The organism is Moraxella bovis (assembly GCF_002014975.1).
GTDB lineage: Bacteria > Pseudomonadota > Gammaproteobacteria > Pseudomonadales > Moraxellaceae > Moraxella > Moraxella bovis.
Genome location: NZ_MUXV01000036.1, coordinates 45,503 through 70,336, shown reverse-complemented (window position 1 = coordinate 70,336; position 24,834 = coordinate 45,503). Strand labels below are relative to the sequence as shown.

Genomic DNA, 24,834 nt, shown 5'->3' with positions numbered 1-24,834 from the left:
TTTGCTGAGGTTGATATTATGGCAAGTTTTGTAGAAGCAAATCGTTTGTATAATGAGGGGAAGTACCAAGAAGCTTATGATATCTATGTTGAATTGGGTAAAGTATTTGGCGACTCAATAATTCAGTACCAACTGGAAATATTAAAAAATAAGATACAAAATAAAGATTCAGTTGTGATTATTTCTCAATCAAACGATTTGGATAATGCCACCAAAATTATGTTATCCAATATGGGAGAATCTAAACTTTCAGATGAGGAATACAAGGACATTTTAGAGACTTGGTATAAAAAAACAAAAAATAAATCTGCAGATGCGGACATTAAACCAATCAATCCAATTCCTAGTGATTGGCCAAAAGATTTAGTCTTGCCTAGTTTGCCAGAAGGGGTGAATGATTTTTTTTGGAGCAATACAAGAAAAAATAGTAATAAAAAGACATCTAATTTTGGACTGTCGGTGATTATACCTACCTTTAACAGAGGCCACATCTTAGAAATCACACTATCTTGCCTGATTAACCAAAAAACACAATACTCTTTTGAGGTGATTGTTGCTGACGATGGCAGTAGAGAAGACATTTGTGCTATCGTCAGGAAATATGAAAAAGATTTAGATATTAAGTATGTGCGTCAAAAAGACTACGGCTATCAACTATGTGCTGTCAGAAATTTAGGTCTAAGAACGGCTAAGTATGATTTTGTCTCGATATTAGATTGTGATATGGCACCAAATCCTCTGTGGGTAGAATCATACATGAAACTTTTGGAGAAGAATGATAATGTTGCATTGATTGGTCCAAGAAAATATGTAGATACACATAATATTCAGCCAAGTGAAATTATAAATAACCCCGCTTTGATCGAACAATTGCCCGAAGTTCAAACCAATAATTCTGTATCGGGGAAAAATGACGGTGAAATTTCAGTAGACTGGCGACTTGAACATTTTAAAAAGACTGAAGATTTGCGTTTGTGTGATACACCATTTCGGTTTTTTAGTGGTGGCAATGTTGCTTTTGCACGGAAATGGTTAGAGAAAGCTGGTTATTTTGATGAGGAATTTACTCATTGGGGTGGAGAAGATAATGAATTTGGTTATCGCCTATTTAAATACGGTTGTTTTTTTCGTGCTGTTTGGGGTGGTATGGCATATCATCAAGAACCGCCTGGAAAAGAAAATGAGACGGATAGAGCCGAAGGTAAAAAAATTACAATTAATGCTGTAAAGCAAAAAGTTCCTTACTTTTATCGAAAAATCCAATCCATTAATGAGGCACAAATTTACAAAGTGCCTTTGGTAACCATCTACATTCCTGCCTATAATTGTGCAAATTCTATTCAAAGATGTGTTGATAGTGCCTTAAACCAAACTGTTACTGATTTAGAGGTTTGTATTTGCAATGATGGATCTACCGATAATACTCTAGAAGTTGTAAAATATTTATATGGCAACAATCCAAGAGTTAAGATTATTTCTAAAGAGAATGGTGGGATTGCATCAGCTTCCAATATAGCAGTTCACAATGCTAACGGATATTATATTGGTCAATTGGATTCTGATGATTATCTGGAACCTGATGCAGTAGAGTTATGCTTGAAAGAATTCTTAAAGGATAGATCACTTGTTTGTGTGTATACAACTAATCGCAATGTAAATTCTGATGGTAGTTTGATAGCTAATGGGTATAATTGGCCTGAATTTTCAAGGGAAAAGCTAACTACGGCAATGATAGTTCATCATTTCAGGATGTTTACGGCAAGAGCATGGCACCTAACCACTGGTTTTGATGAGAAAATTGAAAATGCTGTTGATTTGGATATGTATCTTAAATTAAGTGAGGTTGGGTCATTTAAGCATATCAATAAGATAAGTTATAATCGGGTATTGCACGGAAATAATACATCTATTAAAAACTTGGGCATTCAAAAGAAAAATCATTTTTTAGTTGTTAATAATGCTTTAAATCGTCAAGGAATTACTAACTATCAATATAGTGCTGCTGACAACGATGACGGTAGTAGAAAATATTCCTTTATCAAAAATAGTGGCAGTAATATATCATCTGATTTAGTGTAGGTAAAACTGGCTTTTAGCCTAGTTTATCCTGATCGGCTGGATGGGTTATTGAGGAAATTGGATAATATTATTGAATATAATTTTGGTATAGTTGTTATCATTCTGCATTTAAATCCAAAATTTATCAGTATTGATATCTCTAATAAACTATATGAATTTGAAAATCAGCATAACGTCAAAATAATTATCAATTCTGAAATTTCTTATGAAAATTTCAAATATAAGCAAGTGGAATATTATCTAAGCAACTTCAATCAACGATGACAGATTGAAAGAAATTCAGGAAAATTTTATTTCTGGAAGTATTGTGCCAGAAATCAACAATAGAGATATTGTCGCTCCAACTATTTTGCTATTTCTATCAATGTTGCCGTTACATTCTGACAAGCCATACCGACAAGAGGCGATGTTGGCAAATGTTTTGAGATTGTATTATCAATATTTAAGAGTAAAATAAAATGAACATCACCATCACAGGCACAGGCTATGTCGGCCTATCCAATGCGGTATTATTATCCCAAAAATACCCTGTCATTGCCTTAGACATTGATAAAAATAAAGTAGATAAAATTAATAATCGCCAATCTCCGATTGATGATAAAGAAATCAGCGATTTTTTATCCACCAAATCATTAAATCTAAAAGCAACGACCGATAAAAATATCGCTTATCAAAATGCTGATATTGTCATTATTGCCACGCCAACCAATTATGACAGTCAGACAGGTTATTTTGATACCAGTAGTGTGGAGGCGGTGATTGATGATGTGCTTGCCATTAACCCAAAGGCACTCATCGTCATCAAATCCACCATTCCTGTTGGTTTTACCCAAAACATTCGTCAAAAATTAGGCGTGGACAACATCATCTTTTCGCCAGAATTTTTGCGAGAGGGTAAGGCATTGTACGACAATCTTTATCCGTCTAGGATTATTGTTGGTGAGCAGTCAGAGCGTGCCAAAGCATTTGCCGATATGCTTCTTGATTGTGCGATTAAAAAAGATGTTGAAATCCTATTAACTGATCCTACCGAAGCGGAGGCGATTAAGCTCTTTGCTAATACTTATCTTGCTTTGCGCGTGGCGTATTTTAATGAGCTGGACACCTACGCTGGAATACACGGTCTAAATACTGCCCAAATCATCAAGGGTATAGGGCTAGATCCTCGCATTGGTAATTATTATAACAACCCCTCTTTTGGTTATGGCGGTTATTGTTTGCCAAAAGATACCAAACAGCTTCTTGCCAATTATAAAAATGTCCCTCAAAACCTCATTCAGGCGATCGTCGATGCTAATGCCACTCGTAAGGATTTTATTGCCAAAGACATTTTAAAAACTAATCCCAATGTCGTGGGTGTGTATCGTTTGATTATGAAAGCAGGATCAGATAATTTTCGTTCGTCTGCGATGTTTGGTATCATTAAACGCCTGCGCGCCAAAGGCATCGCGGTAATTATCTATGAGCCAAAATATGCGGGCGATGAATTAGATGGAATGCAGGTGATTTCAGATTTGTCAGAATTTAAACAAAAAGCCGATATCATTATCGCCAATCGCTTGACCGATGAGCTATCTGATGTGTTAGAAAAAATCTATACTCGTGATATTTCAGGGGTAGATGATTAGTGTTTTTTAAAACACAACATAAAAAGCAGGATAATATGGCATGTCAAGTGGCAAATTATCCTGCTGTGTTGCGTTATAAAACCCCAAAAAGCTACTGGCAAGCAATGCGATTGGGGCTTTATCAAACAGTTTTAAATAATACACCCATTATTCAAACAAAAAAATCATTCATTACCAAAAAAATTGCTCAATTAAAACGTTTTGTTATTTCTGATGAATATTTGCAAATAGAGATTTGGCAAATACTATCCAATGATGATTTAAAAAAATATCACAAAGAATTTATCAAGGAAGCTTTTTATTTATATCCTAAAATTTTTGTAGAATATTTTTTAAATCATAGAGAATGGCTTAGTGATCAATATTATTTGGGATTGGCATTATCGTATGCTAATGATAATAATATTTTAGAAGACTTTGAATCAGAATGTGGTGAATTTTTTAAACATTTTGATACGATTGATAAGCAATGCTTACATGCCAATATTTATTTAAATACCAATGATAAGAAAATCACTCAACTTAATCATATTTTATCAGAATATCACTTATTATCATTATCTTTAAACAATGATTGTTTTTGTGTTAATTACTTGTCATCCAATATTGATAAAGCACAAGAGCATTCATCAAAGGTTAGCGTGATTGTTACGGCTTATAATGCCCAAAACACCATTAAAACTTGTATTCAAAGCCTATTAAATCAAACTTACGCCAATTTAGAAATCATCATCATCAATGATCATAGTGATGATGATACATTAAGCATCATTCAAGCTTTGGCAAGACAAGATGGTCGCATCAGATGGATTGATTTGTCAAGAAATACTGGGACTTTTGTTGCCAAAAGTATTGGAGTAATGTATGCTACTGGCGAATTTTTAACTTGTCAAGATGCTGATGATTTTGCTCATCCCCAAAAAATCGCCATTCAAGTTGAACCATTATTAAAAAATGAACATTTAGTTGCTACAACTTCTTATTGGCTTAGAATAGATAATAATGGTAATTTTTATGCAAGGCAATATTATCCTTTTTTGAGACAAAATCCTGCATCGCCCTTATTTCGCCGTCAAAAAGTCCAAAATGAAATTGGGCTTTGGCATATTGCCAGAACAGGTGCAGATAGTGAATTTTGGGCGAGATTAAAGTTGTGTTATGGCGATGATAAAATATTACCTATTAAACAGCCTTTAACTTTTGCCAGTCATCATAAGGATTCTTTGATGAATTCGAATAAATTTGGCGTGCATAACCGACAATCGGCATTAACACGGCTGGACTATTGGGAAAATTGGCAATTATGGCACATTGATTGTTTGACAAAAAAACAACCTTTAAAAATGCCTGACATTCAAGAGCAAACAATCCAAAAAATATTTGAAATCCCCCATTCTTTGGTTGTGGATATAGATGATATTCGCTATAATTTAAAGTATCATAAAACTGATAAGGCTATTTAATGACCAGACACATCACCCACGCCATCATCCCCACTGCAGGCTTTGGCACTCGTATGTTGCCACTCTCCAAAGCCGTGCCAAAAGAGCTTCTGCCACTTGGCGACAAGCCCGCCATTCACTATGTCGTCATGGAGGCGGTGCGTGCTGGCATCAAAAATATCGTGCTTGTCAATCACGCCCAAAAAAGTGCCATTGAAAACTATTTTGATATTAACAGCGAGCTAGACACACAATTACGCTCAAAGGGTAAGGATAAATTGGCGGACAGTCTAAACTTTTTGCCTGATGATGTGCGGATTGTCAGTGTTCGTCAAGGCAAACCGCTTGGACTGGGACACGCTGTCTTGCAAGGGCGTTCGGTCGTGGGCGACAACCCCTTTGCCGTGCTGCTGCCCGATGTGGTGCTAGACCCCTTTAAGACCGATTTTAAGGCGGATAATTTGGCGTACATGCTGGATAAGTTTGCCAAAACAGGTCGCTCACAAATCTTGGTAGACCCTGTGGCGGACGATGATGTGCACAAATATGGCATTGCTCGCCTTGCCGATAAGCAAACCATTGCCAAGTCGGATACCAATCAATCTTTTGATGTTAAGGGTTTTGTAGAAAAGCCCCCGCTAAAAGACGCTCCGTCCAACCTTGCGGTGGTGGGGCGGTATGTGTTTAGCCCAGAGATTTTTGACTTTTTGGCAAAAGTTGAACCGTCCGTGGGCGGTGAGATTCAGCTTACCGATGCCATTGATGCCTTGATTGATACAAAAGGCGTGGATGTAACGACAATGGTGGGCGATAGTTTTGATGCAGGCGATATGACCAGCTATATGCGTGCATTTATGTATTTTGCCCAAAAGCAGTTAAATGCTTAAAATCCCCAAAAATTATATAAAGCATTGATAATCAAGGATTTTTATGACCCCTTGGCAAACCCTACAATCCCACGCCGCCACGCTCCCCGATTTAAACACTTTATTTAAATCCGACCCTGCTCGTGGCGAAAAATTTACCGCCAACGCTTGTGATATGTACATGGATTTTAGTAAGCAAGCGATTGATGAAGTGATCTTAAAAGACTTGTTAAAATTAGCCAGTGACTTTGACTTATCCAATAAAATCAATGACTTATTAACAGGAAAAAAAGTAAACGACACCGAAAACCGCCCTGCCTTACACACCGCTTTACGCCTACCAAAGGGCGAAACTCTCATCGTGGACGGCACGGACGTAAATACCCAAGTCCACGACAGCCTTGCCAAAGCCGAGACCATTGTCAGCCGTATCCGCACAGGCGTGTGGCGTGGCTATGCAGGACACGCCATGACAGACGTGGTAAATATTGGTGTAGGCGGTTCGGATTTAGGGCCTCTAATGGCGACCACCGCCTTGTCAGAGTGGGCGGACACGTCCATTCGGGTGCATTTTGTTTCCAACATGGACGGTACTCAGCTTGACAGTCTGTTAAAAGTGTTAAATCCCCAAACCACGCTATTTATCATTTCATCAAAGTCATTTGGCACGATAGACACGCTCTCCAACGCCAAAACCGCCTTGAGCTGGCTGTTGTTCGCCCACGACAACAGACCCACAATTTTACGCCGTCATTTTATCGGCATTTCCACACGCCCTGACAAGATGAGCGAGTGGGGGATTCATGAAAACAATCAGTTGCTACTGTGGGACTGGGTCGGCGGTCGGTTTAGTATGTGGTCGGTCATCGGACTTGCCATTGCCATAAAAATCGGCATGGACGGCTTTTATGAGTTACTATCAGGGGCGAACGACATGGACAGGCATTTTGCCACAGCCGATTTTGCCCAAAATATGCCCGTCCTACTTGGGCTGTTGGGTGTATGGAACAGCACTTTTTTGGGGATTAACGCCCACACCGTGCTACCTTATGACGGCAGATTGTCGCATTTTCCCAACTATCTGACCCAGCTTGAAATGGAGTCCAACGGCAAATCGGTCGCCAGAGATGGTCAGCAGGTCGGCTATGACACTTGCCCGATTTTGTGGGGCGACATTGGTTCAAATGCTCAGCACGCTTTTTATCAGCTCCTTCATCAGGGCACGCAACGGGTCTCTTGCGACTTTATCACGCCCATTCATCGCTATCATCAGCACCAAACTGCCAATGCTCATTTGTCCGAACAGCACAAGCTTTCCTTGTCAAATTGCCTTGCCCAGTCGCAGGTGTTGGCATTTGGCAATCACGCCTTGCCTGATGAGTTGCAAAAAAATGACGATGATTTTGCCAAATTCAAACAATATCGTGGCAATCAGCCGTCCACGACACTTTTACTTGACAGCCTAACGCCAAAAACGCTCGGCTCGCTCATCGCCCTATATGAGCATAAAGTCTATGTGATGAGCGTGATTTGGGGCATCAATCCGTTTGACCAATGGGGCGTGGAAGTGGGTAAAGTCATGGCAAATCAAGTCTATGATGTGTTGTGCGACAAACAAAGCGTGGGGGCGTTTGATTCATCAACCAATACGCTATTGAATAAAATTAAGGGTAAATTTTAAAAAGCATTTTTAATAAAAATCACGGTAAACAATAATGAAAACACACGACACGGTCTATATCATCGGAGCAAATCATGAAGCGATTAACGCAGGGATTTTGCTTGCCAGTTTAAATAAAAAAGTGCATTTATTAAGTATTAAAAATGCCATTGATGAGACATTGTTTCATTATCATTTTGACCGTCAAATCAATGCCTTGTGGTCGCTGTATGTTAATGAAAATAAAATCATTCATCATCATAAAAATAGCCGTGATGATGTAATTGATTTTATTAAAAAATCACAGGGTAGTTTAATTTGGTTATTTGTTGATGACATGAGTGATGATGAATTGGCAGTGTTTACCAAAACCCAAGACAATCCACACAGTCAAATTATCCTAAGTGGTATTGATACGATTGGCAAAATGGAGCAAATCGCCGATGAGATGATTAGTAAATGGGTGTATTATTTGCCGTTTATTTTTATGAAAGACGGAGCGAATTTTAGCAGTTTTTATCAATCGGATTTGGTATTGATTGGCGAAAAAACAGGAAATAGCGTGGCAAATTGTGAGATTATCTCGTTTATCAAATCCCAAGCCAAACAATGCCAAATTGACACCATTAAAACCATAGAATTTGCTCGCAGTGCGATTATGGCAATGCTTGCCACTCGCTTGTCGTTTATGAATGAAATGACACGCCTTGCCGATAAAGAAAACGTCAATATCAAGCACATTGAGCGGATTATGGGCTCGGACAGTCGTATTGGTTCGGCATATTTGGCGGCAGGTTGGGGGTTTGGTGGAAAGACCTTGCCTAATGAATTGGCTTTATTAAAAAGTCAATTTGACAATCAAAACGTCAAATCGGATGTATTAAATGCTGTGATTGATGTTAATGCTGACCAAAAAGAGCTGATTTTTAGAAAATTTTGGCGATATTTTAATGGCTTTATAGAAAATAAAACCGTGATGATATGGGGGGCAGGTTATCGCATTGGGGCGGGGCTTAGTACCAATAGTGCCATTCACCCTTTATTAAAATTGTTGTGGTCTTATGACATAAAAACGGTGGTTTATACCAATAATACCACGATTGAATTACAAACGATGTATGAAAATCAAGCCTTATTTGCAATAACAAATAACCCTTATGAATTAAATGGTGTGGATAGTTTATTTATCATTAATTGGTCAGGATTAACACCGCCTGATGTTTATGAATTAAATAAATACAATGTACCGATATTTGATGCCAAAAATATTTTAAGTGATGATGAGATTAAATTATTAACCGGTGATTATATTGGCATTGGTCGTAAAAATCACTAAGCCCATTTTTAAGAGAGTACGACATGAAAAAAATCCTAGTAACAGGCGGAGCGGGCTATATCGGCTCGCATACCTTGATTGAACTGATTAAAGCAGGTTATACGCCTGTGGTGTATGACAATTTGTCCAATTCTAGCCCTGTGGCGATTGAGCGTGTGCAAAAGATTGTCGGTACAGAGATAGCATTTATCAAAGGCGATGTGCTAGATAAGGCTCATTTGGAGCGGGTATTTGATGAACATGATTTTTTTGGTGTGATTCATTTTGCAGGGCTAAAAGCGGTGGGCGAGAGCGTGACAAAACCGCTTAAATACTACCAAAACAACGTAACAGGCACGCTAAACCTACTAGAAGTCATGAAAGACAAAGGCGTAACCAACTTTATCTTTTCATCATCGGCAACGGTCTATGGCGACCCAGAAACTTTACCAATTACCGAGACCGCCAAACGCTCATGCACCAACCCTTATGGGCAGTCCAAGCTCACGGTGGAGTATATCCTAGAAGATTTGGCAAAGTCTGCCAAGGGTAGCCAAGTGTGGAATATCATCTCCCTACGTTACTTTAACCCCATTGGGGCGGACGTATCAGGGACAATCGGCGAAGACCCAAGCGACATTCCCAATAACCTCATGCCTTATATCAGCCAAGTGGCGGTGGGTAAATTAGAAAAATTATCCGTCTTTGGCGATGATTATGACACGGTGGACGGCACAGGCGTGCGTGATTATATTCATGTGGTGGATTTGGCAAAAGGTCATGTGTCGGCACTGGATTATATCGCCAAATGTGAGACGGCTTTTGGCTTTGAGCCGATTAACCTAGGCACAGGCAACGGCACAAGCGTACTACAACTGGTTAATGCCTTTATCCACACCACAGGGCAGTCCGTGCCATACGTCATCGCCTCAAGACGAGCAGGGGACATTGCCACTTGCTATGCCAGTAGCGATAAAGCCAAAAATTTGCTTGGCTGGACGGCAGAATACGACATCGAGCGTATGTGCGTGGACACATGGCGTTGGCAAAGTCAAAATCCCAGAGGGTATCATGCCTAAACAAAAACCGCCCAAAGGCGGTTTTTGCGACATTATGACAGTCATGTCCTATTCACTATGCTTCTTAACCTGCTCAATCCGCTTATCCGTCTTGGGGTGCGTGGACAGTAGCGACCAATGTCCTTGACCATTGCCATGTTCTTTTTTCATTTTTTCAAAGAAGTTGGCAAGGTGCATGGGCGATATGCCAAGGCGTTTTAGCTCATCGATGGCAAATTTATCTGCTTCCATCTCCGCATCTTGGGAGTATTGGGCAGCGGCGAGCATGGTGGGTAGGGCGAGTATCAAATCAGACGCATCGCCTGTGATGACGATGACCAGTGCCCCCACACCAATACTGCTAATCGCCTGCTCTAAGCTATGACGATGCACCAAATGCCCCTGCTCATGAGCAAGCACGGCTAGGATTTCGTTGTTATCCCCACTAAGCTCGATGAGCTCGTCTGTGATGACGATGGTATTACTCGGTATGGCAAGAGCATTTGCCCCGATGACCCCGCCCCCACGTACCAGCACTTTGGCTTTGGGGTTGCCATCTAGCTTGTTATACAGAGCGACGATTTCATCTTGGCGAGCCTGTGGCAGCTTGCTTGGCTCGGTCAGCTCCATGACGTGCTCTTCTGCCTTTTGTCCGACTTCCATCAAGACATCAGGGGGCAGGGAGTGGGCGATGTGGTGCGATGCCAATGGCACGCCAAATTTGAGTACGCCTGTCATAAAAATAACAACAGCGACCAAGCTTACCAAAATCCACCCAAAACTACTCTCCATGATGGAGATTTTTTGAAATAGGCGTTTGTTGTGCAGTTCAAGCCAATCAGGTACACCGCCAATCAGCTCAATCCGCTCACCGCTACCAAAGGCAAGCACCCCTGCCGACCGCCCAACGCTCGGCACAAATTCACAGTCGGCAGTCCGATACACTCCGCCAAAACCGTCGCCTTCTAGCACAAAGCTATCAGGGCTTGTGCTTGGGCGGATATGGGCGGTATGGGCTTTGCTTGTTTTGCCATCAAAATAGCGTACGATGATTAGGCGTGTACTCATGACAACCTACCATGACACGTCAATGTCAAATACATCGGCAATCTCTTCACCCAAAGCGGATTCTTCTACCATTTGGGGCGTGATAATCTCGTCAAAATTCTCATAACTTACCAAAGACAGCGTCTCGGTCTTATAGCGATGAAGTCGCACTGCCGCCCACGGGGTAAATAGCCCAAGCGTCAAGCCAATCAGCAAAAAGTTGGTAAATTGAATAAAAGCAAATCTAAAAATGCTAAACTCATTTAGCACAAACTCACTCTCGCCAATGGTCAAATTGCCCCACACGACCTTGTGCAGACAGGCTTGGGTGAGCGGTACGATAAGTAGCATCATAAGGTACATACCAATCAAGGCAAGCACTGCAACTCCCACACCAAAATCCGACCCAATCACTGCCCCAAGACCTATCATGACCACACCACCAATAGAGGCAAGGATAGCAATCCCAATCGGTATCAACACCGCCTTGTACACATCAAGCATACTGGCGTGCCACTCAAATGCCATTTCGCCAAATTGGGTGTTGTCAAACTGATAACTCTTAAACAATCGCCACGCAAATGGAGCAAGCAGAGCAAAGCCAATCATGATTATCATCATACCAATCACATCAGCCACGTCGAAATTTATGCTCAAATACACCGCCCCAGTGATAATCAGATTGGCAAAAATAACCAAGCCAAACAACACATAAGCGGCAAGCAGACTGCCTACAAAAGCAAAGCGGACATTTTTGTATTGGCTATTTCTTGCCCGAAAGCGTAACGTAGAACGCACAAGCCACGGAAACAAAGCCATCAGCAAAAGACCGCCCGCCGCTGCCACCATGGGCGAGAATTGCCCCAAGACACTAATGACAACATACACCCCAAGAGCGATGAGTCGCCCAAGTAAAATCCGCTTGGGATTAGCGGTAAAGTCAAATGGCTCATCCTTTAGCTCGGTGTTGCCATAAAAATACCGCAGACGGCGAACCTTTGCCCACGGCGAATAAATCCCAAGCGTGATAATCGTGAGCAGTAAATTGACAATCCAAATCTTAAAATACTCCGTCCCTGTTCCATAAAAATAAAAGTCGTATTGATACGGCTCATCGGGCAGGGCAGGGGGTGTGGGTGTGTCATAATTGGTAGGGGGTAGGGTGTCGTAGGTATTGAAGGTATTTTGGTCGTCTTTGGGGATTGACATACAATGTCCTTATGCTTAATGTGAGAATGGCTTTTGTTTTTTTGTACACAAATTATACCAAAATCAAACCAAAAATACAAAAGTTAAGATTTGATTAATTTTACTGATTTTATGATAAAATAAGACATCTAAACTTAGGCTTAATTTTTTATGAAAAAACTTATCCTAGCAAGCAACAACCAAGGCAAACTTGCCGAATTTCAAACTCTTTTTGATGGTGCAAATCTAGGCATTAGTATTATCCCCCAAGGCGAGCTTGGCATTACGGACGCTGATGAGACAGGACTGTCTTTTGTCGAAAACGCCATCATTAAGGCTCGTCATGCCAGTTCTGCAAGCGGACTGCCCGCCCTAGCGGACGATAGCGGACTTTGTGTGCCTGTGCTTGGCAATTTCCCGGGGATTTATTCGGCTCGCTATGCCAGTTTGAATAATATGGGCGAAAAAGGCGATGATGGGGCGAATAATCAAACACTACTTGCTAAATTACAGCCCTTTTTTGAAAAAGGCGAAATGGTGGACGCATTTTTTGTCTGTGTGTTGGCACTTGTTCGCCATGCCGATGACCCGTTGCCGATGATTGCCCAAGGATTGTGGCGTGGGCAGATTTTAAAAGAGCCGATAGGCGAGCATGGCTTTGGTTATGACCCCTTATTTTGGCTGCCAGAGCTTAATAAAACTTCGGCACAATTAGAAAAGAGCGAAAAAAATGCAATCAGTCATCGGGGGCAAGCCCTAGATAAGCTCATCGCCCATTTAAAATAGGGCGAATTTGATAGGTTGTAATTTTGCCAAAAAAAAGCTATACTACTTATCTTTTAGGATTTTTGTGGGCGTTTTTATAAAATGCTTACCCAGATTTTTGAGAATTTCACTAAGTAAGTGATTGAATTTTAACAAATTTTAAGGTAGATTCCTCATGAGTAACTTAGACGTTGCTGTAAATGTCATCTCAGACAAAGAAACCCAACTGACCGTTAAAGTACCTGTTGGTACCATCCAGAGCAAAGTGGAAAGCCGTATTCGTAGCCTTGCCAAAACTGCCAAGATTGATGGCTTTCGTAAAGGTAAAGTGCCTGTGAGCCACATCCGTGCTCAGTATGGTGCCGGCATTCAGCAAGAAGTCATCAATGATGTCATTCGTGACACCGTTTTTGAAGTATTGGCTGACAAAAAAGTGCGTGCCGTGGGCGTGCCTAGCATTGATGATGTCAAGCTAGAAAACGAATTTTTGGTGTACCAAGCGTCTGTTGAGACCATGCCAGAAGTGGAAGTTAAAGGTCTTAGCGAGATTGAAGTGGAGCGTCAAGTTGCCACCGTGTCTGATGAAGACGTGGACATCATGATTGAAAACCTACAAAAACAACGCCAAACCTTTGAAACCAAAGATGGCGAGTTGGCAGACGGTGATGAAGCGACCTTTGATTTTGAAGGCTCAATCGATGGCGAGAAATTCGAAGGTGGCAGTGCTGAGAACTATCGTCTTATCATCGGTTCAGCTCAGATGATTCCAGGCTTTGAAGACGGCATGAAAGGCATGAAAGCGGGCGAAGAGAAAACCATCAAGGTAACTTTCCCAGAAGATTATCAAGCCGAGAACCTAAAAGGCAAAGAAGCAGACTTTAAAATCACTGTTAAAGAAGTCAAAGAAGCCAAACTACCTGAGCTAAACGATGAATTCTTTGAGCTGTTCGGTGTGAGTGAAGGTGGTCTTGATAAGCTAAAAGCGGATGTTCGTAAAAACATGGAGCGTGAGATTAAGAGTGCCGCTCGCAACCAAGTCAAGCAAGCTACCTTTGACGCGTTGGTTGAGAAAAACGAATTTGACGTGCCAAATGCCATGCTGGCTGGGGAGATTGACCGTCAGCGTAACCTAATGCTACAACGTTTTGCCCAGCAGTTTGGTGCCAACCCAAATACCTTTGACAAAAACATGCTACCTGATGAGCTGTTTGAATACCAAGCGTTGCGTGCGGTACGTCTGGGCGTGCTCGTGGGTCAAATCATCGACAAGCAAAAGCTAGAAGTTGACCAAGAGCGTGTGACTGCCTTTATCGCAGAAGCTGCCGAAAACTACGAAGACCCTGCCGAGGTCATCGAATACTACACCAACGACAAACAAGAGCGTGCTGGTATCGAAGCGGTCGTACTAGAAGATCAAGTGGTGGAATACATCCTATCACAAGGCAAAGTGACCGACAAAGAGGTCAAATACCAAGACCTATTGGCGGCAGCTCAGCAAGCCCAAATGTAATTTGCCAAAATGACACAAATACCCTAACAAAAAGTGTTGGGGTATTTTTATTTTGTGGTAAAATAGCTTGATTTCATTTGAATTTTTAAGGGCGTGCCTGCCTTTTGTATTTGCAATGAAAAATAGGGGAGATCGCCCGTTTTTCAAAGAAAAAGTGAAGTCTGATAGTCGTTCTATCAAACGAGCTTTTGACGATGAAAAACCAGATTTAGCCATTTTTCATGCAAAAACAGATAGTTTATTTCTAAAATATTTCTAAATTTTAAATTGTGTTATAAAGGGCAGGCACGCCCAAGACTTAACAGGATATTGTATGAGTGATTTTCGCAAAAACCCTTTTTATGACCAACTCGCCGACACCTTTCACACTGCCCCACAGTCTGCCCTTGTGCCTGTGGTAATTGAGCAGTCAGGTCGTGGCGAGCGTTCGTTTGATATTTTCTCACGTCTTTTGCGTGAGCGTGTGATTTTTTTGACCGGTCAAGTCGAAGATCACATGGCAAATTTGATTGTTGCCCAACTGCTATTTTTGGAAGCGGACAACCCTGAAAAAGACATTCATCTATACATCAACTCCCCCGGTGGCGTGGTAACGGCAGGCATGGCGATGTTTGATACCATGAACTTTATCAAGCCTGACGTTTCTACCATCTGTCTGGGGCAGGCGTGTAGTATGGGGTCATTCCTGTTGGCGGCGGGTGCCAAGGGTAAGCGTTATGCCCTTGCCAATAGCCGTGTGATGATTCATCAGCCATCGGGCGGGGCTCAGGGTCAGGCGACCGACATTGAGATTAGTGCCAAACAAATCCTAAAAATCCGTGAACGCCTAAATGCCATTCTTTCCGAGCGTACCGGTCAGCCACTTGAAAAAGTCGAGCGAGACGTTGAGCGTGATTATTGGTTAGATGCTTTTGAAGCCAAAGAGTATGGCTTGGTGGATGCCGTGCTTGAAAAACGACCTGTGTAGCAAATGACCGATAACGGCAGGCTTATCCTGCCTAGCAAAGATGTGTAAAAGGAAAACTGATGATTAAGACCAAAGATCCGTGCTGTGCCTTTTGTGGCAAGAAAAAAGATGAAGTCAAAAAGCTCATTGCCGGCATTGATGAGAATACCAACATCTGTAACGAGTGCGTGGAGCTGTGTGGCGACATGTTGGGCGGTATGGATTTGAACACCAAAAACGAGCAAGGCAAAAAACCAAGCCATGCCAAAGCCAAAACCGATGATAAAGACTGGGCGAGTGCGGTGCTACCCAAGCCCAAAGAGATTCGTGAACATCTAGATGAATACGTCATCGGTCAAGACACCGCCAAAAAAGCGTTGTCCGTGGCGGTCTATAACCACTACAAACGCCTAAAAGTGCGTGCCGATAACAAAATCTCGCCCGTGGAGCTTGCCAAAAGTAACATCCTGCTCATCGGCCCCACAGGTTCGGGCAAAACCCTGCTTGCTCAGACCCTTGCCAAGATGCTAGATGTGCCATTTGCCATGGCGGACGCGACCACACTCACCGAAGCGGGCTATGTGGGCGAGGACGTGGAGAACATCGTCCAAAAACTGCTCCAATCTGCCGACTATGACGTGGAACGCACCCAGCGTGGGATTATATACATTGATGAGATTGACAAAATCAGCAAAAAAGGCGAGAACGTCTCTATCACTCGGGACGTGTCGGGCGAGGGCGTTCAGCAGGCTCTGTTAAAACTCATCGAAGGGACGGTTGCCAACATTCCGCCCCAAGGTGGACGTAAACACCCCAATCAAGAGATGATTCAGGTGGATACCAGTAACATCTTGATGATTGTCGGTGGAGCGTTTGCAGGGCTTGACCGTATCATTCAGCAGCGCACTGAGAAGACGGGCATTGGCTTTAATGCCGATGTCAAAGCCCAAGAAGAGACCAAAATCAGCGAATTATTTAAAGAAGTCGAGCCTGAGGACTTGATTAAGTTTGGTCTTATTCCTGAGCTTATCGGACGTCTGCCTGTGATCGCCACATTAGATGAGCTAGATGAAGATGCCCTGATTCAGATTCTCACCGAACCCAAAAACGCCTTGACCAAACAGTACGAATACTTATTTGACATGGAAGGGGCGAAGCTGACCTTTGAAGATGAAGCCCTAACGGCAGTCGCCAAGCAGGCGATGAAGCGTAAGACAGGGGCAAGAGGTCTGCGTTCTATTATCGAAAATGCCCTGCTTGACACCATGTACGAACTGCCAAGCATGGAGAATGCCAAAGAAGTGGTGGTAACTCGTGCGGTGATAGAAGACGGCAAAGAGCCTGTGATTAAATAAGGTGCATGAAATAAAAAAGCGGACGGTGGTTCGCTTTTTTATTGGAAATTTATTGGAAAATGACCAACAAGTCAATGTTACAAAATGGTCATGATTTTGCCTAAATGATTGTGATATAGTAAGTATGCACTACCAGTGATGGACTGTGGGCGAGATGGAGATGACAAATGTGATTTGTTATTTTGCCTGTATCGGTCGATCATGAGTGATATTTAACCAAACCCCATTGGGGGACATAACAGGAGTAATCATGATTTATAGTGGAAAATCCATACAAGTCAGCCGACTAGATGGCGACATTGTCAAATTTCATTTTAATAATGAGGCCGAGTCGGTCAATAAATTTGACCAAGCCACCAATGCTGAGTTCAAAGAAGCCGTAACCGCCTTGGAGCAGGACACGAGCATCAAGGGCTTGATTGTAACGTCAGGCAAAAAGATCTTTATCGCAGGGGCGGACATTACCGAGTTTGTCGGTTATTTCAAAAAACCCCAAGAAGAATTGGAAAATTGGCTACTTGACATTAACAGTGTGTTTAACCGTTTTGAAGATTTACCATTTCCTAAGGTTTGTGCCATTAATGGCGCAGCGTTGGGCGGTGGATGCGAGATGACCCTTGTGTGTGAGTACCGTGTCATGGGGCAAGCGGCTCAAATTGGCTTGCCTGAGACCAAACTCGGTATTTTCCCTGGCTTTGGTGGTAGTGTGCGTACGCCACGCATTATCGGCATTGACAACGCCCTAGAACTCATCGCCACAGGCAATCCACTAAAACCTAACGATGCCCTAAAAGTGGGTTTGGTGGACGCTGTCGTGGCGGACGAGAGTGTGGAGCAGTCGGCTCTGGATTTGGTCAAAAAGTGCATAAATGGCGAGCTTGACTGGCAAGCCAAACGTGCCGAGAAGTTAGAACCTGTTAAACTTAACCGAACCGAGCAAGCCATGGCCTTCAATTCTGCCAAAGGTGTGATTTTTGCCAAAGCTAATCCCAAGCATTACCCTGCCGTTGCCCTTGCCCTAGATGCGATAGAAAACCACGTTAATTTGGGGCGTGATGAAGCGATTAAGATTGAAGCGACTAATTTTGCCAAATCCGCCAAAACCCTACAAGCGGCTGCTCTTGTCGGTGTATTCCTAAACGACCAGCTTGTCAAAAAACGTGCCAAAGACCAATCCAAATCCGCCCACGACATCAATGAAATGGCGGTTCTTGGGGCAGGGATTATGGGCGGTGGTATCGCTTATCAGTCGGCGGTCAAGGGCTTGCCCATCATCATGAAAGACATCAAATCTGAGCAACTTGATCTAGGAATGAATGAAGCGAGCAAGCTCCTTAGCAAAGAAGTAGAACGTGGCAAAATTAGCACTGCCAAAATGGGCGAAACCCTATCCAAAATCCGCCCAACCCTAAACTATGGCGATTTTTCTACGCCTGACATCGTCATTGAAGCGGTGGTGGAGAACGAAAAAATCAAAAAATCGGTGCTTGCCGAGACCGAAAGCCTGATTAAAGACACGGCTGTTCTTGCGTCCAACACGTCCACGATTAGTATTACCGAGCTTGCCAAATCGCTAAAACACCCCGAGAATTTTGTGGGTATGCACTTTTTTAACCCTGTTCATCGTATGCCCCTTGTGGAGATTATCCGCGGCGAGAAGACGAGCGATGAAGCGGTGGCGACTACGGTTGCCCTTGCTCAAAAAATGGGCAAAACGCCAATTGTGGTGAATGACTGTGCAGGATTTTTGGTAAACCGTGTGCTGTTCCCTTATTTTGGGGCGTTTGATTTACTTATCAAACACGGGGCGGATTTTGTCAAGATTGATAAAGTCATGGAAAAGTTCGGCTGGCCTATGGGACCTGCCTACCTGCTTGACGTGGTGGGCATTGATACAGGCGTGCACGCAAGTGCGGTCATGGCGAACGCATTCCCTGAGCGTATGAACCCTGATTATAAGAGTGCCACGACTGTCATGTTTGAAAGTAACCGTCTAGGTCAAAAAAATGGTGCAGGCTTTTATAAATATGAGCTTGACAAAAAAGGCAAGCCCAAAAAGAGTGTGGATACGACCACTTATGAGCTGTTAAAGGCGGTGCAAGACGGTAATGCCGATTTTGACGAGCAAGAAATCATTGACCGCTTAATGGTGGCGTTTTGTACCGAGACGGTACGTTGCCTAGAAGATAGCATCGTGGCAAGTGCAGGCGAGGCAGACATGGCGATGCTGATGGGGCTTGGCTTCCCACCGTTTCGTGGTGGTCCGTGTCGCTACATTGACCAAGTGGGCGTAAAAGAATTTGTCGCCTTGTGCGATAAATACGCTCATCTGGGCAAGGCGTATGAAGCTCCTGTATTGCTAAGAGAAATGGCGGAGAGTGGGAAGTCGTTTTACGCTTAATCATAAGCGTAATGTGGCTTGGTAGTGGGCGAACTCAAATTCGTCCACTACAATTTGCCAATAGTATTTGGGAATAAAGTTAAATGAATATTAAGCACATGGATTTGGTTTTGTCATTTAACTCAACGCACAAAGATGAAGTTTTGCAATTTGTTCATCATCACCCATTTAAAGATAAATTTACTTTATTAGAGGATAATAAGGGCATTTGCTTGATTTTGAATGAGACCAAAATGCAAAACTTTACTTGTGGTTAAATGAATTAATTGAAATTATCAATTATGACAAATATCAATCATTTTATGAACTTTGTGAAGGTAATATTTTGCATTTATATTTATCCGCTCAACACAAAAACGATGAATTTGATTTAAAATTATCGGCGAGGCATTTATTATTATTTTGGCAATTGGGTATTGTGATTGATATGGATTATGGTATTGGCTTTAATCCCAAAACTTAATGCGTAAGGTATTTTTCTAAAAGTACGCACCAATTAAGGTAATGAACAATGAATGATGAATTACTAAATGAAAATGATTTGGAAAATACAGAAGTTTTATTAACTTTGTCATTGCCATTTGATATGCATCATTCATTATGGTATTGGGCGAGCCAAGTAAAAAATTGTTCCATAGAACAAATTGCCATCGATGCAATTGATGATTATTTGAATGAAAAGTTCAATTCTGATGAATATAAAAAATGGGTAGAAAATCGTGTGATGACTGCTTATAAAAATTTATCGGACAACCCCAATCAAGGTGTAAATTCAAATGAAGTGCGTGATGCTGTGTTGGCAAAAATTCAGGCTCGCCAAAATCATTAATAACTGAATTTGGGTGCTTTGTCTGTATTTCCTAGTCCAAATAAGGGAATTTATGTTAAAATGAAAGCTTAGAACAACCAATTACCCATGTGGAAATTTGATTTATGAAAAAAGCCTATCGTCTTATTGTTAATGACAATCATAATACCAAACAAGTCATTACCTTAGAACAGCAAAAACCCATCAAACTCAAAGCTCGTGGCAAAATGTCTTATCAGGTCGTTGATGAACAGAACCAACCAACCGATGAGGTGCGAGTTGAGCAGGTGGGCGATGATGTTTATGCTTATTTTGCAGATGATGAGCTTGCCTTTGTGATTGAGGATTTTGGTGCTTATGTGTCGGACTTTGCCACTTCGGTTGCTCAGACTGCCACCGATGTCAGCACCATCAAGGCTGGTACTTGGCTGATGGGGGCGTTGGCGGTTGGCGGGGTAACTGCCTTAAATAAAAAGTCTGATGCCAAAACACCAAACACAGAAAGAAATGAGGCTGAGGGGGTTAATAAAGCCGAGCAAGAAGTAAAAGCCAAAGCCGAAAAAGAACAAGCCGAAAAAGAGCGTTTGGAAAAAGAACGCCAAGAGAGGGAGCAAGCTGAAAAAGAACAAGCCGAAGCGGACGAGCTTGCCAAAAATCCGCCTAAAATTACCTTTGATGGTATTACTGATGATAATATCATTAACCTATCTGAAAGTCAGGCGACTTTGGCGGTTACAGGCACGGTAACAAACAGCAAAACAGGCGATGTTTTGACCGTAATGATTGGCACGGCAAGCCAAACCGTTGTTATTACCGATGGCAAATTTAGCCTAAATTTGGACGGCAAAACCCTAATCATCCACAATGAAATTTCGGCAAGTCTTACCCGAAATGGCAAAGATATTGGCACAACTACCCATACTTATCAAGTAGATACCAACATTGCCATGCCCACGATTAGCTTTAATAATATTACCGATGACAATGTCATCAACCTAAAAGAAAGCGAAGGCAAAATCAGCGTTTCAGGCACGGTAGAAAATGCCAAAGATGGCGATGAAGTTACCCTGTCTTGTGGTTGCCCAACCTGCACGGGCGTGGCATGGGTGGACATTAAGACCACCATTCAAAATGGCACATTTAGCGTGGCATTTGACGGCTCAGAGATGGTGGCGAGCGGTCGCACGGTGGTTAAGGCAAGCGTTACTACCACAGACGATGCCAAAAATACCGCCACAGGCACTGCCGAAAAATCCTATGGCGTGGACATCACACCGCCCGACCCAAGTTTTGTTTATGAAAAAATTGGCAAAGATGGCGTGATTAACCGTGAAGTCGCCAAAAACCATATTGTTTTAAAAGGAAAAATTGCCAATCTGGGCGAAAATGAAACCGTTGCTGTCAAAGTTTCGGTCAATGGCAAGGAACATATTGCCACCAAAAATAGCGATTATTATCAAGTCTCTATCGCAAGTGGCGAATTTGCCAGCGGTCAAGCCGTGAAATGGCATTTAACCGCACGAGATAAAGCAGGAAATGAAAAGATTATTGAGCAAAATCAATCTTATACTTACGATGTTACGCTCAATCAGCCAGCGGTAGAAATCGCCACAAACAACCAAACGGTCAATAGTCAAAGTAAAGGTTTAACCCTTTCAGGTAGCCTGAATTTTGATGCCGATGTGGTGCAATCGTCCGTAAAAGTTGATGTGATTTTGAATAATCAAACGCATTCGGCAATGGTAAACGGCAAATCGTGGACGGTAAACCTGCCTGAAAATATTGCCAAACAAAATCAAGGCAATAATGATTTTGTCGTAAAAGTGAGCGTTCAGGATAATGCTGGTAATGTGGCGGAAAATCAATCCGTTGGCAAATTTGTTGTGGATACGATTGCCCCTGATTTGATGGTAGGTTTAGACCCAATTTCCACAATCGCCCAAACAGGTACTGATACTGTTACCCTAACAGGGACGGTGTCAGGCGAATTTAAGCCGACCGACAAAGTCAAAGTATCGGTAAATGGCACGGAATTTACGGCAAATGTCGCCCAAAATGGCACATTTAGCGTAGAAGTGCCACGAACCGCCTTAATCCAAAATGCCAGCAAAAGCCTTTCAGCCAGCCTTGAAACCAGCGACACCGCAGGCAACATCGGCACGGCAACGGTTGAACAAAATTACACGGTCGGAGCGGTCGTTACGCCACCCAATACGCCAAAACCAATTAGTATTCAATTAGATAGCTTAACCAGCGATGATGTCATCAATGTAACCGAAAGCAAAATCGCAACGACCAAAATCACAGGCACAGCAAACGGTGCGGACGGTCAAATGGTTACTCTGCGTTTTGGCGACAAAACGGCAACGGCAACCGTACAAAATGGCAAGTTCAGCGTGGACATCAGAACCCAAGATTTGGTTGAAAATCAAAGCGGTAAGATGGTTGCGACTTTGGGTAGTAAAACCATTGAGCGTGCGTATTCGGTAGATAATTTTGCCTCTGCCCAAATCAAAATTAGCGAAATGGCGGAAATCAATCCAAGCGAAACAGTGAGATTGACAGGCAAAATTGAGCTTACAGGGCGATATGCCCAATATCAAAATCCTACGCAATTTCAATCCTTTGTCGCCAAATTAAATGGCAAAGAATATGCAATTGGCATTAACTTAAAAGACCAAACATTCTATTGGGACATTAGCCTTGCCGATTTGCAAAATGCCAAAGGACAAGAGATTAGCTTTGAAAATAAAGGCGGTTGGAGCGTTTATTATTTGGAAGACGGTAAAACTCGCTATGAGCTTTTGCCACAATTGGACAAATCCGCTTATCAATTTAACCCAAATGCTTATATTGAAAATGGGGCGGTCAAAACCAATTTGCCCAATCCGCAAACTTTGATTAAAGGCGTGGTTTTGGGTTCTGCCAAAGTGGGCGATACAATCACGCTTGATATTGGCAATGAACGAATTGAAACACAGGTCAAAGATGATTTGTCTTTTGAAACTTTGGTGGACAACGGTATTTTAAAACAAAGCGACAAAGTGGTTGCCACCTTGACAGGTAAAAATCATCAAGGGCAAACCATTGTCGTCAATACCGAACACGCCTACAAAACAGGCAAAGACAACTTAACAGGCGATTTTGTTAGCACTTTTGAGCATTCTAACAGCGAAAAACCGTATTTTATCCAAAGCCTAGAATACCGAGACCAAGCGTCAGGGTATTTGAAAAATTGGCAGATTGGCAAAGGGGCAACGATTAGCTATTCTTTTAACAACGAATATTCAAATGCCCTTGATTGGACAGAGGGTAATCGCAAAGCCGTGCGTGATGCTCTTGATACTTATGAAAAATATGCTGATATTAAGTTTGTGCAAATTGATGACAATGCTGGTGTCAATACCACCAACGGCGAGGGGCGTGCGGACATTGGTTTTCACCATCGCCCATTGAGCGGTTCGGCAGGGGTGGGTTATTATGGCGGTAATGTGCATTTTAGTGTGAACCACCCAGAATTGGGGGTGTTTTTGATAATGCACGAAGTTGGGCATTCTTTGGGTATGAAACACACGCACGAAAATCCGACTTTGTCCTATTTTGAAGAACATACTGGTATGAGCGTGATGTCGTACAAAACCACCAATATGGAAATTAACCGTTCGGATTTGCGACTGTTTGACATTGCTTTTGTGCAATACCGTTATGGCGTAAACAAAACGCAAAGAGCTGGCAACGACACTTACACCTTCAAAACCTTTAATCCGCAAAGTCCTGACGGCAATATTTACATTTGGGACGGGGCTGGCGTGGATACTTTTGATGCGTCCAAAGAAAATGAGCGTGTAACGGTGGATTTGACCGCGGGTTCGTGGATTTATCGTGGCGATAAAGCAGAACGCTTGGCAATACAAGACTTTAAAAACTTTACCCCAAGCACTTACTTTACAGGATACGATGGGGCGGTTACGGATAATTGGCGACTGTTTAATGGTAAAGTTGGCGATTACACCTTTACAGACGGTCAAGCCTTTATCGGCTATGGCACGCAGTTGGAACGCTTAATCGGTTCGGAATATTCAGACAGCCTAAAAGGTAATGTCGCTGATAATGAGATTTTTGGCGGAAATGGCGATGATTTGATAGAAGGTCGAGATGGCAACGACTACCTAGATGGCGGTCGTGGCAATGACACCATTCACGGCGGAAAAGGCGATGATATTTTTGTGGTGGATAATGCCAATGATGTGGTGGTGGAAAATTATCTTGAAGGGATAGACACCGTCCACAGCTATGCTCAAAGTTATACGCTCTCGCCTAATGTGGAGAACATCAGCCTGTTTGGCGTGGCGGAGATTGCGATTGGTAATGATTTGGATAACCGCATTACAGGCAATGAGCTGTCCAATACCTTGACAGGCGGAGCAGGGGCGGATACTTTTGTATTTAGCAATCTGTTAAATGGCTCGGTGGATACCATTACTGATTTTAATGTGAATGAGGATAGCATTGCATTGGCACTCCGTGTATTTGATAACTTGACCGCCGATAATATCAAAGAGCATATCAAATACGACAGCCAAACTGGGGCGTTGTCCTATGATAAAGACGGGGCAGATGTGGCGGATGCGGTGGTGTTTGCAACGCTTGATAAAGGACTTGATGAGAATTTGATTGTGTATCAGGTTATCTGATACAATGAAATGGGGTGTGCCATATGGTGTGGTATACTGTGTATTAATGTTGCTTTACTATTTTTTTAAGGA

Annotated in this window: 19 protein-coding genes; 17 read left to right on the top strand and 2 right to left on the bottom strand. The window is 42.4% G+C overall.

What is annotated here, in order from left to right; genetic code table 11:
* Positions 1-18: 18 nt before the first annotated feature.
* From B0182_RS09315 to galE, 8 genes are all read left to right on the top strand, one after another.
* The gene (locus tag B0182_RS09315; protein WP_169836098.1) at positions 19-2,079 is read left to right on the top strand and encodes a glycosyltransferase family 2 protein; all 2,061 of its coding nucleotides are present in this window, start codon (positions 19-21) and stop codon (positions 2,077-2,079) included.
* A 268-nt stretch (positions 2,080-2,347) separates the two neighbouring features.
* On the top strand, positions 2,348-2,536 hold the full coding sequence (locus tag B0182_RS14000; RefSeq protein WP_143821703.1) for a hypothetical protein: 189 nt from the start codon (positions 2,348-2,350) through the stop codon (positions 2,534-2,536).
* 1 nt (position 2,537) lies between these two features.
* On the top strand, positions 2,538-3,707 hold the full coding sequence (locus B0182_RS09310) for a nucleotide sugar dehydrogenase (protein WP_078274671.1): 1,170 nt from the start codon (positions 2,538-2,540) through the stop codon (positions 3,705-3,707).
* A gap of 35 nt (positions 3,708-3,742) precedes the next feature.
* Complete coding sequence (locus B0182_RS09305; protein ID WP_078274670.1) at positions 3,743-5,170, top strand: glycosyltransferase family 2 protein; 1,428 nt, start codon at positions 3,743-3,745, stop codon at positions 5,168-5,170.
* Positions 5,170-6,036: a UTP--glucose-1-phosphate uridylyltransferase gene (locus B0182_RS09300; protein WP_078274669.1), complete on the top strand. Its 867-nt coding sequence runs from the start codon at positions 5,170-5,172 to the stop codon at positions 6,034-6,036. The genes B0182_RS09305 and B0182_RS09300 overlap by 1 nt, the downstream gene beginning before the upstream one ends.
* Positions 6,037-6,079: 43 nt before the next feature.
* Complete coding sequence (gene pgi, locus B0182_RS09295) at positions 6,080-7,696, top strand: glucose-6-phosphate isomerase (protein ID WP_078274668.1); 1,617 nt, start codon at positions 6,080-6,082, stop codon at positions 7,694-7,696.
* Positions 7,697-7,730: 34 nt separating this feature from the next.
* Positions 7,731-9,011, top strand: a complete 1,281-nt coding sequence (locus B0182_RS09290) for a UDP-glucose 6-dehydrogenase (RefSeq protein WP_078274667.1) — start codon at positions 7,731-7,733, stop codon at positions 9,009-9,011.
* A gap of 23 nt (positions 9,012-9,034) precedes the next feature.
* Positions 9,035-10,069, top strand: coding sequence for a UDP-glucose 4-epimerase GalE (gene galE, locus B0182_RS09285; RefSeq protein ID WP_078274666.1), 1,035 nt, complete (start codon positions 9,035-9,037; stop codon positions 10,067-10,069).
* Between the two features lie 48 nt (positions 10,070-10,117).
* Here galE and B0182_RS09280 read toward each other — a convergent pair whose 3' ends face one another.
* Together B0182_RS09280 and B0182_RS09275 are read right to left on the bottom strand one after the other, a co-directional pair.
* Positions 10,118-11,116: a M48 family metallopeptidase gene (locus tag B0182_RS09280; RefSeq protein ID WP_078274665.1), complete on the bottom strand. Its 999-nt coding sequence runs from the start codon at positions 11,114-11,116 to the stop codon at positions 10,118-10,120.
* 6 nt (positions 11,117-11,122) lie between these two features.
* On the bottom strand, positions 11,123-12,304 hold the full coding sequence (locus B0182_RS09275) for a YjgN family protein (RefSeq protein WP_078274664.1): 1,182 nt from the start codon (positions 12,302-12,304) through the stop codon (positions 11,123-11,125).
* Between the two features lie 150 nt (positions 12,305-12,454).
* On the opposite strand from B0182_RS09275, the gene rdgB reads away from it, so the two are divergent.
* From rdgB to B0182_RS09235, 9 genes are all read left to right on the top strand, one after another.
* Positions 12,455-13,069: an RdgB/HAM1 family non-canonical purine NTP pyrophosphatase gene (gene rdgB, locus B0182_RS09270; RefSeq protein WP_078274663.1), complete on the top strand. Its 615-nt coding sequence runs from the start codon at positions 12,455-12,457 to the stop codon at positions 13,067-13,069.
* A gap of 154 nt (positions 13,070-13,223) precedes the next feature.
* Positions 13,224-14,558, top strand: coding sequence for a trigger factor (gene tig, locus B0182_RS09265; protein WP_078274662.1), 1,335 nt, complete (start codon positions 13,224-13,226; stop codon positions 14,556-14,558).
* A gap of 313 nt (positions 14,559-14,871) precedes the next feature.
* Positions 14,872-15,525 carry an ATP-dependent Clp endopeptidase proteolytic subunit ClpP gene (gene clpP / locus B0182_RS09260; protein ID WP_078274661.1) on the top strand — a complete coding sequence of 218 codons (654 nt, stop codon included), beginning with the start codon at positions 14,872-14,874 and terminating at the stop codon, positions 15,523-15,525.
* A gap of 59 nt (positions 15,526-15,584) precedes the next feature.
* Positions 15,585-16,859: an ATP-dependent protease ATP-binding subunit ClpX gene (gene clpX, locus B0182_RS09255; protein WP_078274660.1), complete on the top strand. Its 1,275-nt coding sequence runs from the start codon at positions 15,585-15,587 to the stop codon at positions 16,857-16,859.
* A gap of 250 nt (positions 16,860-17,109) precedes the next feature.
* Positions 17,110-19,260, top strand: a complete 2,151-nt coding sequence (gene fadB / locus B0182_RS09250; protein WP_078274659.1) for a fatty acid oxidation complex subunit alpha FadB — start codon at positions 17,110-17,112, stop codon at positions 19,258-19,260.
* A gap of 83 nt (positions 19,261-19,343) precedes the next feature.
* Positions 19,344-19,517, top strand: coding sequence for a hypothetical protein (locus B0182_RS14350; protein WP_158079676.1), 174 nt, complete (start codon positions 19,344-19,346; stop codon positions 19,515-19,517).
* A complete protein-coding gene (locus B0182_RS09245) occupies positions 19,508-19,723 on the top strand; it encodes a hypothetical protein (RefSeq protein WP_078274658.1) in 216 nt (71 codons plus the stop codon). Before B0182_RS14350 ends, B0182_RS09245 begins: the two co-directional genes overlap by 10 nt.
* Before the next feature lie 48 nt (positions 19,724-19,771).
* Positions 19,772-20,089, top strand: coding sequence for a hypothetical protein (locus B0182_RS09240; RefSeq protein ID WP_078274657.1), 318 nt, complete (start codon positions 19,772-19,774; stop codon positions 20,087-20,089).
* A gap of 104 nt (positions 20,090-20,193) precedes the next feature.
* Positions 20,194-24,762: an Ig-like domain-containing protein gene (locus B0182_RS09235; RefSeq protein ID WP_078274656.1), complete on the top strand. Its 4,569-nt coding sequence runs from the start codon at positions 20,194-20,196 to the stop codon at positions 24,760-24,762.
* Positions 24,763-24,834 lie beyond the last annotated feature (72 nt).

Bases quoted from the DNA above. Each gene is read 5' to 3' on its own strand.
- B0182_RS09315 (WP_169836098.1), top strand. From the start codon at position 19: ATGGCAAGTTTTGTAGAAGCAAATCGTTTGTATAATGAGGGGAAGTAC.
- B0182_RS09310 (WP_078274671.1), top strand. From the start codon at position 2,538: ATGAACATCACCATCACAGGCACAGGCTATGTCGGCCTATCCAATGCG.
- B0182_RS09305 (WP_078274670.1), top strand. From the start codon at position 3,743: ATGGCATGTCAAGTGGCAAATTATCCTGCTGTGTTGCGTTATAAAACC.
- B0182_RS09300 (WP_078274669.1), top strand. From the start codon at position 5,170: ATGACCAGACACATCACCCACGCCATCATCCCCACTGCAGGCTTTGGC.
- pgi (WP_078274668.1), top strand. From the start codon at position 6,080: ATGACCCCTTGGCAAACCCTACAATCCCACGCCGCCACGCTCCCCGAT.
- B0182_RS09290 (WP_078274667.1), top strand. From the start codon at position 7,731: ATGAAAACACACGACACGGTCTATATCATCGGAGCAAATCATGAAGCG.
- galE (WP_078274666.1), top strand. From the start codon at position 9,035: ATGAAAAAAATCCTAGTAACAGGCGGAGCGGGCTATATCGGCTCGCAT.
- B0182_RS09280 (WP_078274665.1), bottom strand. From the start codon at position 11,116: ATGAGTACACGCCTAATCATCGTACGCTATTTTGATGGCAAAACAAGC.
- B0182_RS09275 (WP_078274664.1), bottom strand. From the start codon at position 12,304: ATGTCAATCCCCAAAGACGACCAAAATACCTTCAATACCTACGACACC.
- rdgB (WP_078274663.1), top strand. From the start codon at position 12,455: ATGAAAAAACTTATCCTAGCAAGCAACAACCAAGGCAAACTTGCCGAA.
- tig (WP_078274662.1), top strand. From the start codon at position 13,224: ATGAGTAACTTAGACGTTGCTGTAAATGTCATCTCAGACAAAGAAACC.
- clpP (WP_078274661.1), top strand. From the start codon at position 14,872: ATGAGTGATTTTCGCAAAAACCCTTTTTATGACCAACTCGCCGACACC.
- clpX (WP_078274660.1), top strand. From the start codon at position 15,585: ATGATTAAGACCAAAGATCCGTGCTGTGCCTTTTGTGGCAAGAAAAAA.
- fadB (WP_078274659.1), top strand. From the start codon at position 17,110: ATGATTTATAGTGGAAAATCCATACAAGTCAGCCGACTAGATGGCGAC.
- B0182_RS14350 (WP_158079676.1), top strand. From the start codon at position 19,344: ATGAATATTAAGCACATGGATTTGGTTTTGTCATTTAACTCAACGCAC.
- B0182_RS09240 (WP_078274657.1), top strand. From the start codon at position 19,772: ATGAATGATGAATTACTAAATGAAAATGATTTGGAAAATACAGAAGTT.
- B0182_RS09235 (WP_078274656.1), top strand. From the start codon at position 20,194: ATGAAAAAAGCCTATCGTCTTATTGTTAATGACAATCATAATACCAAA.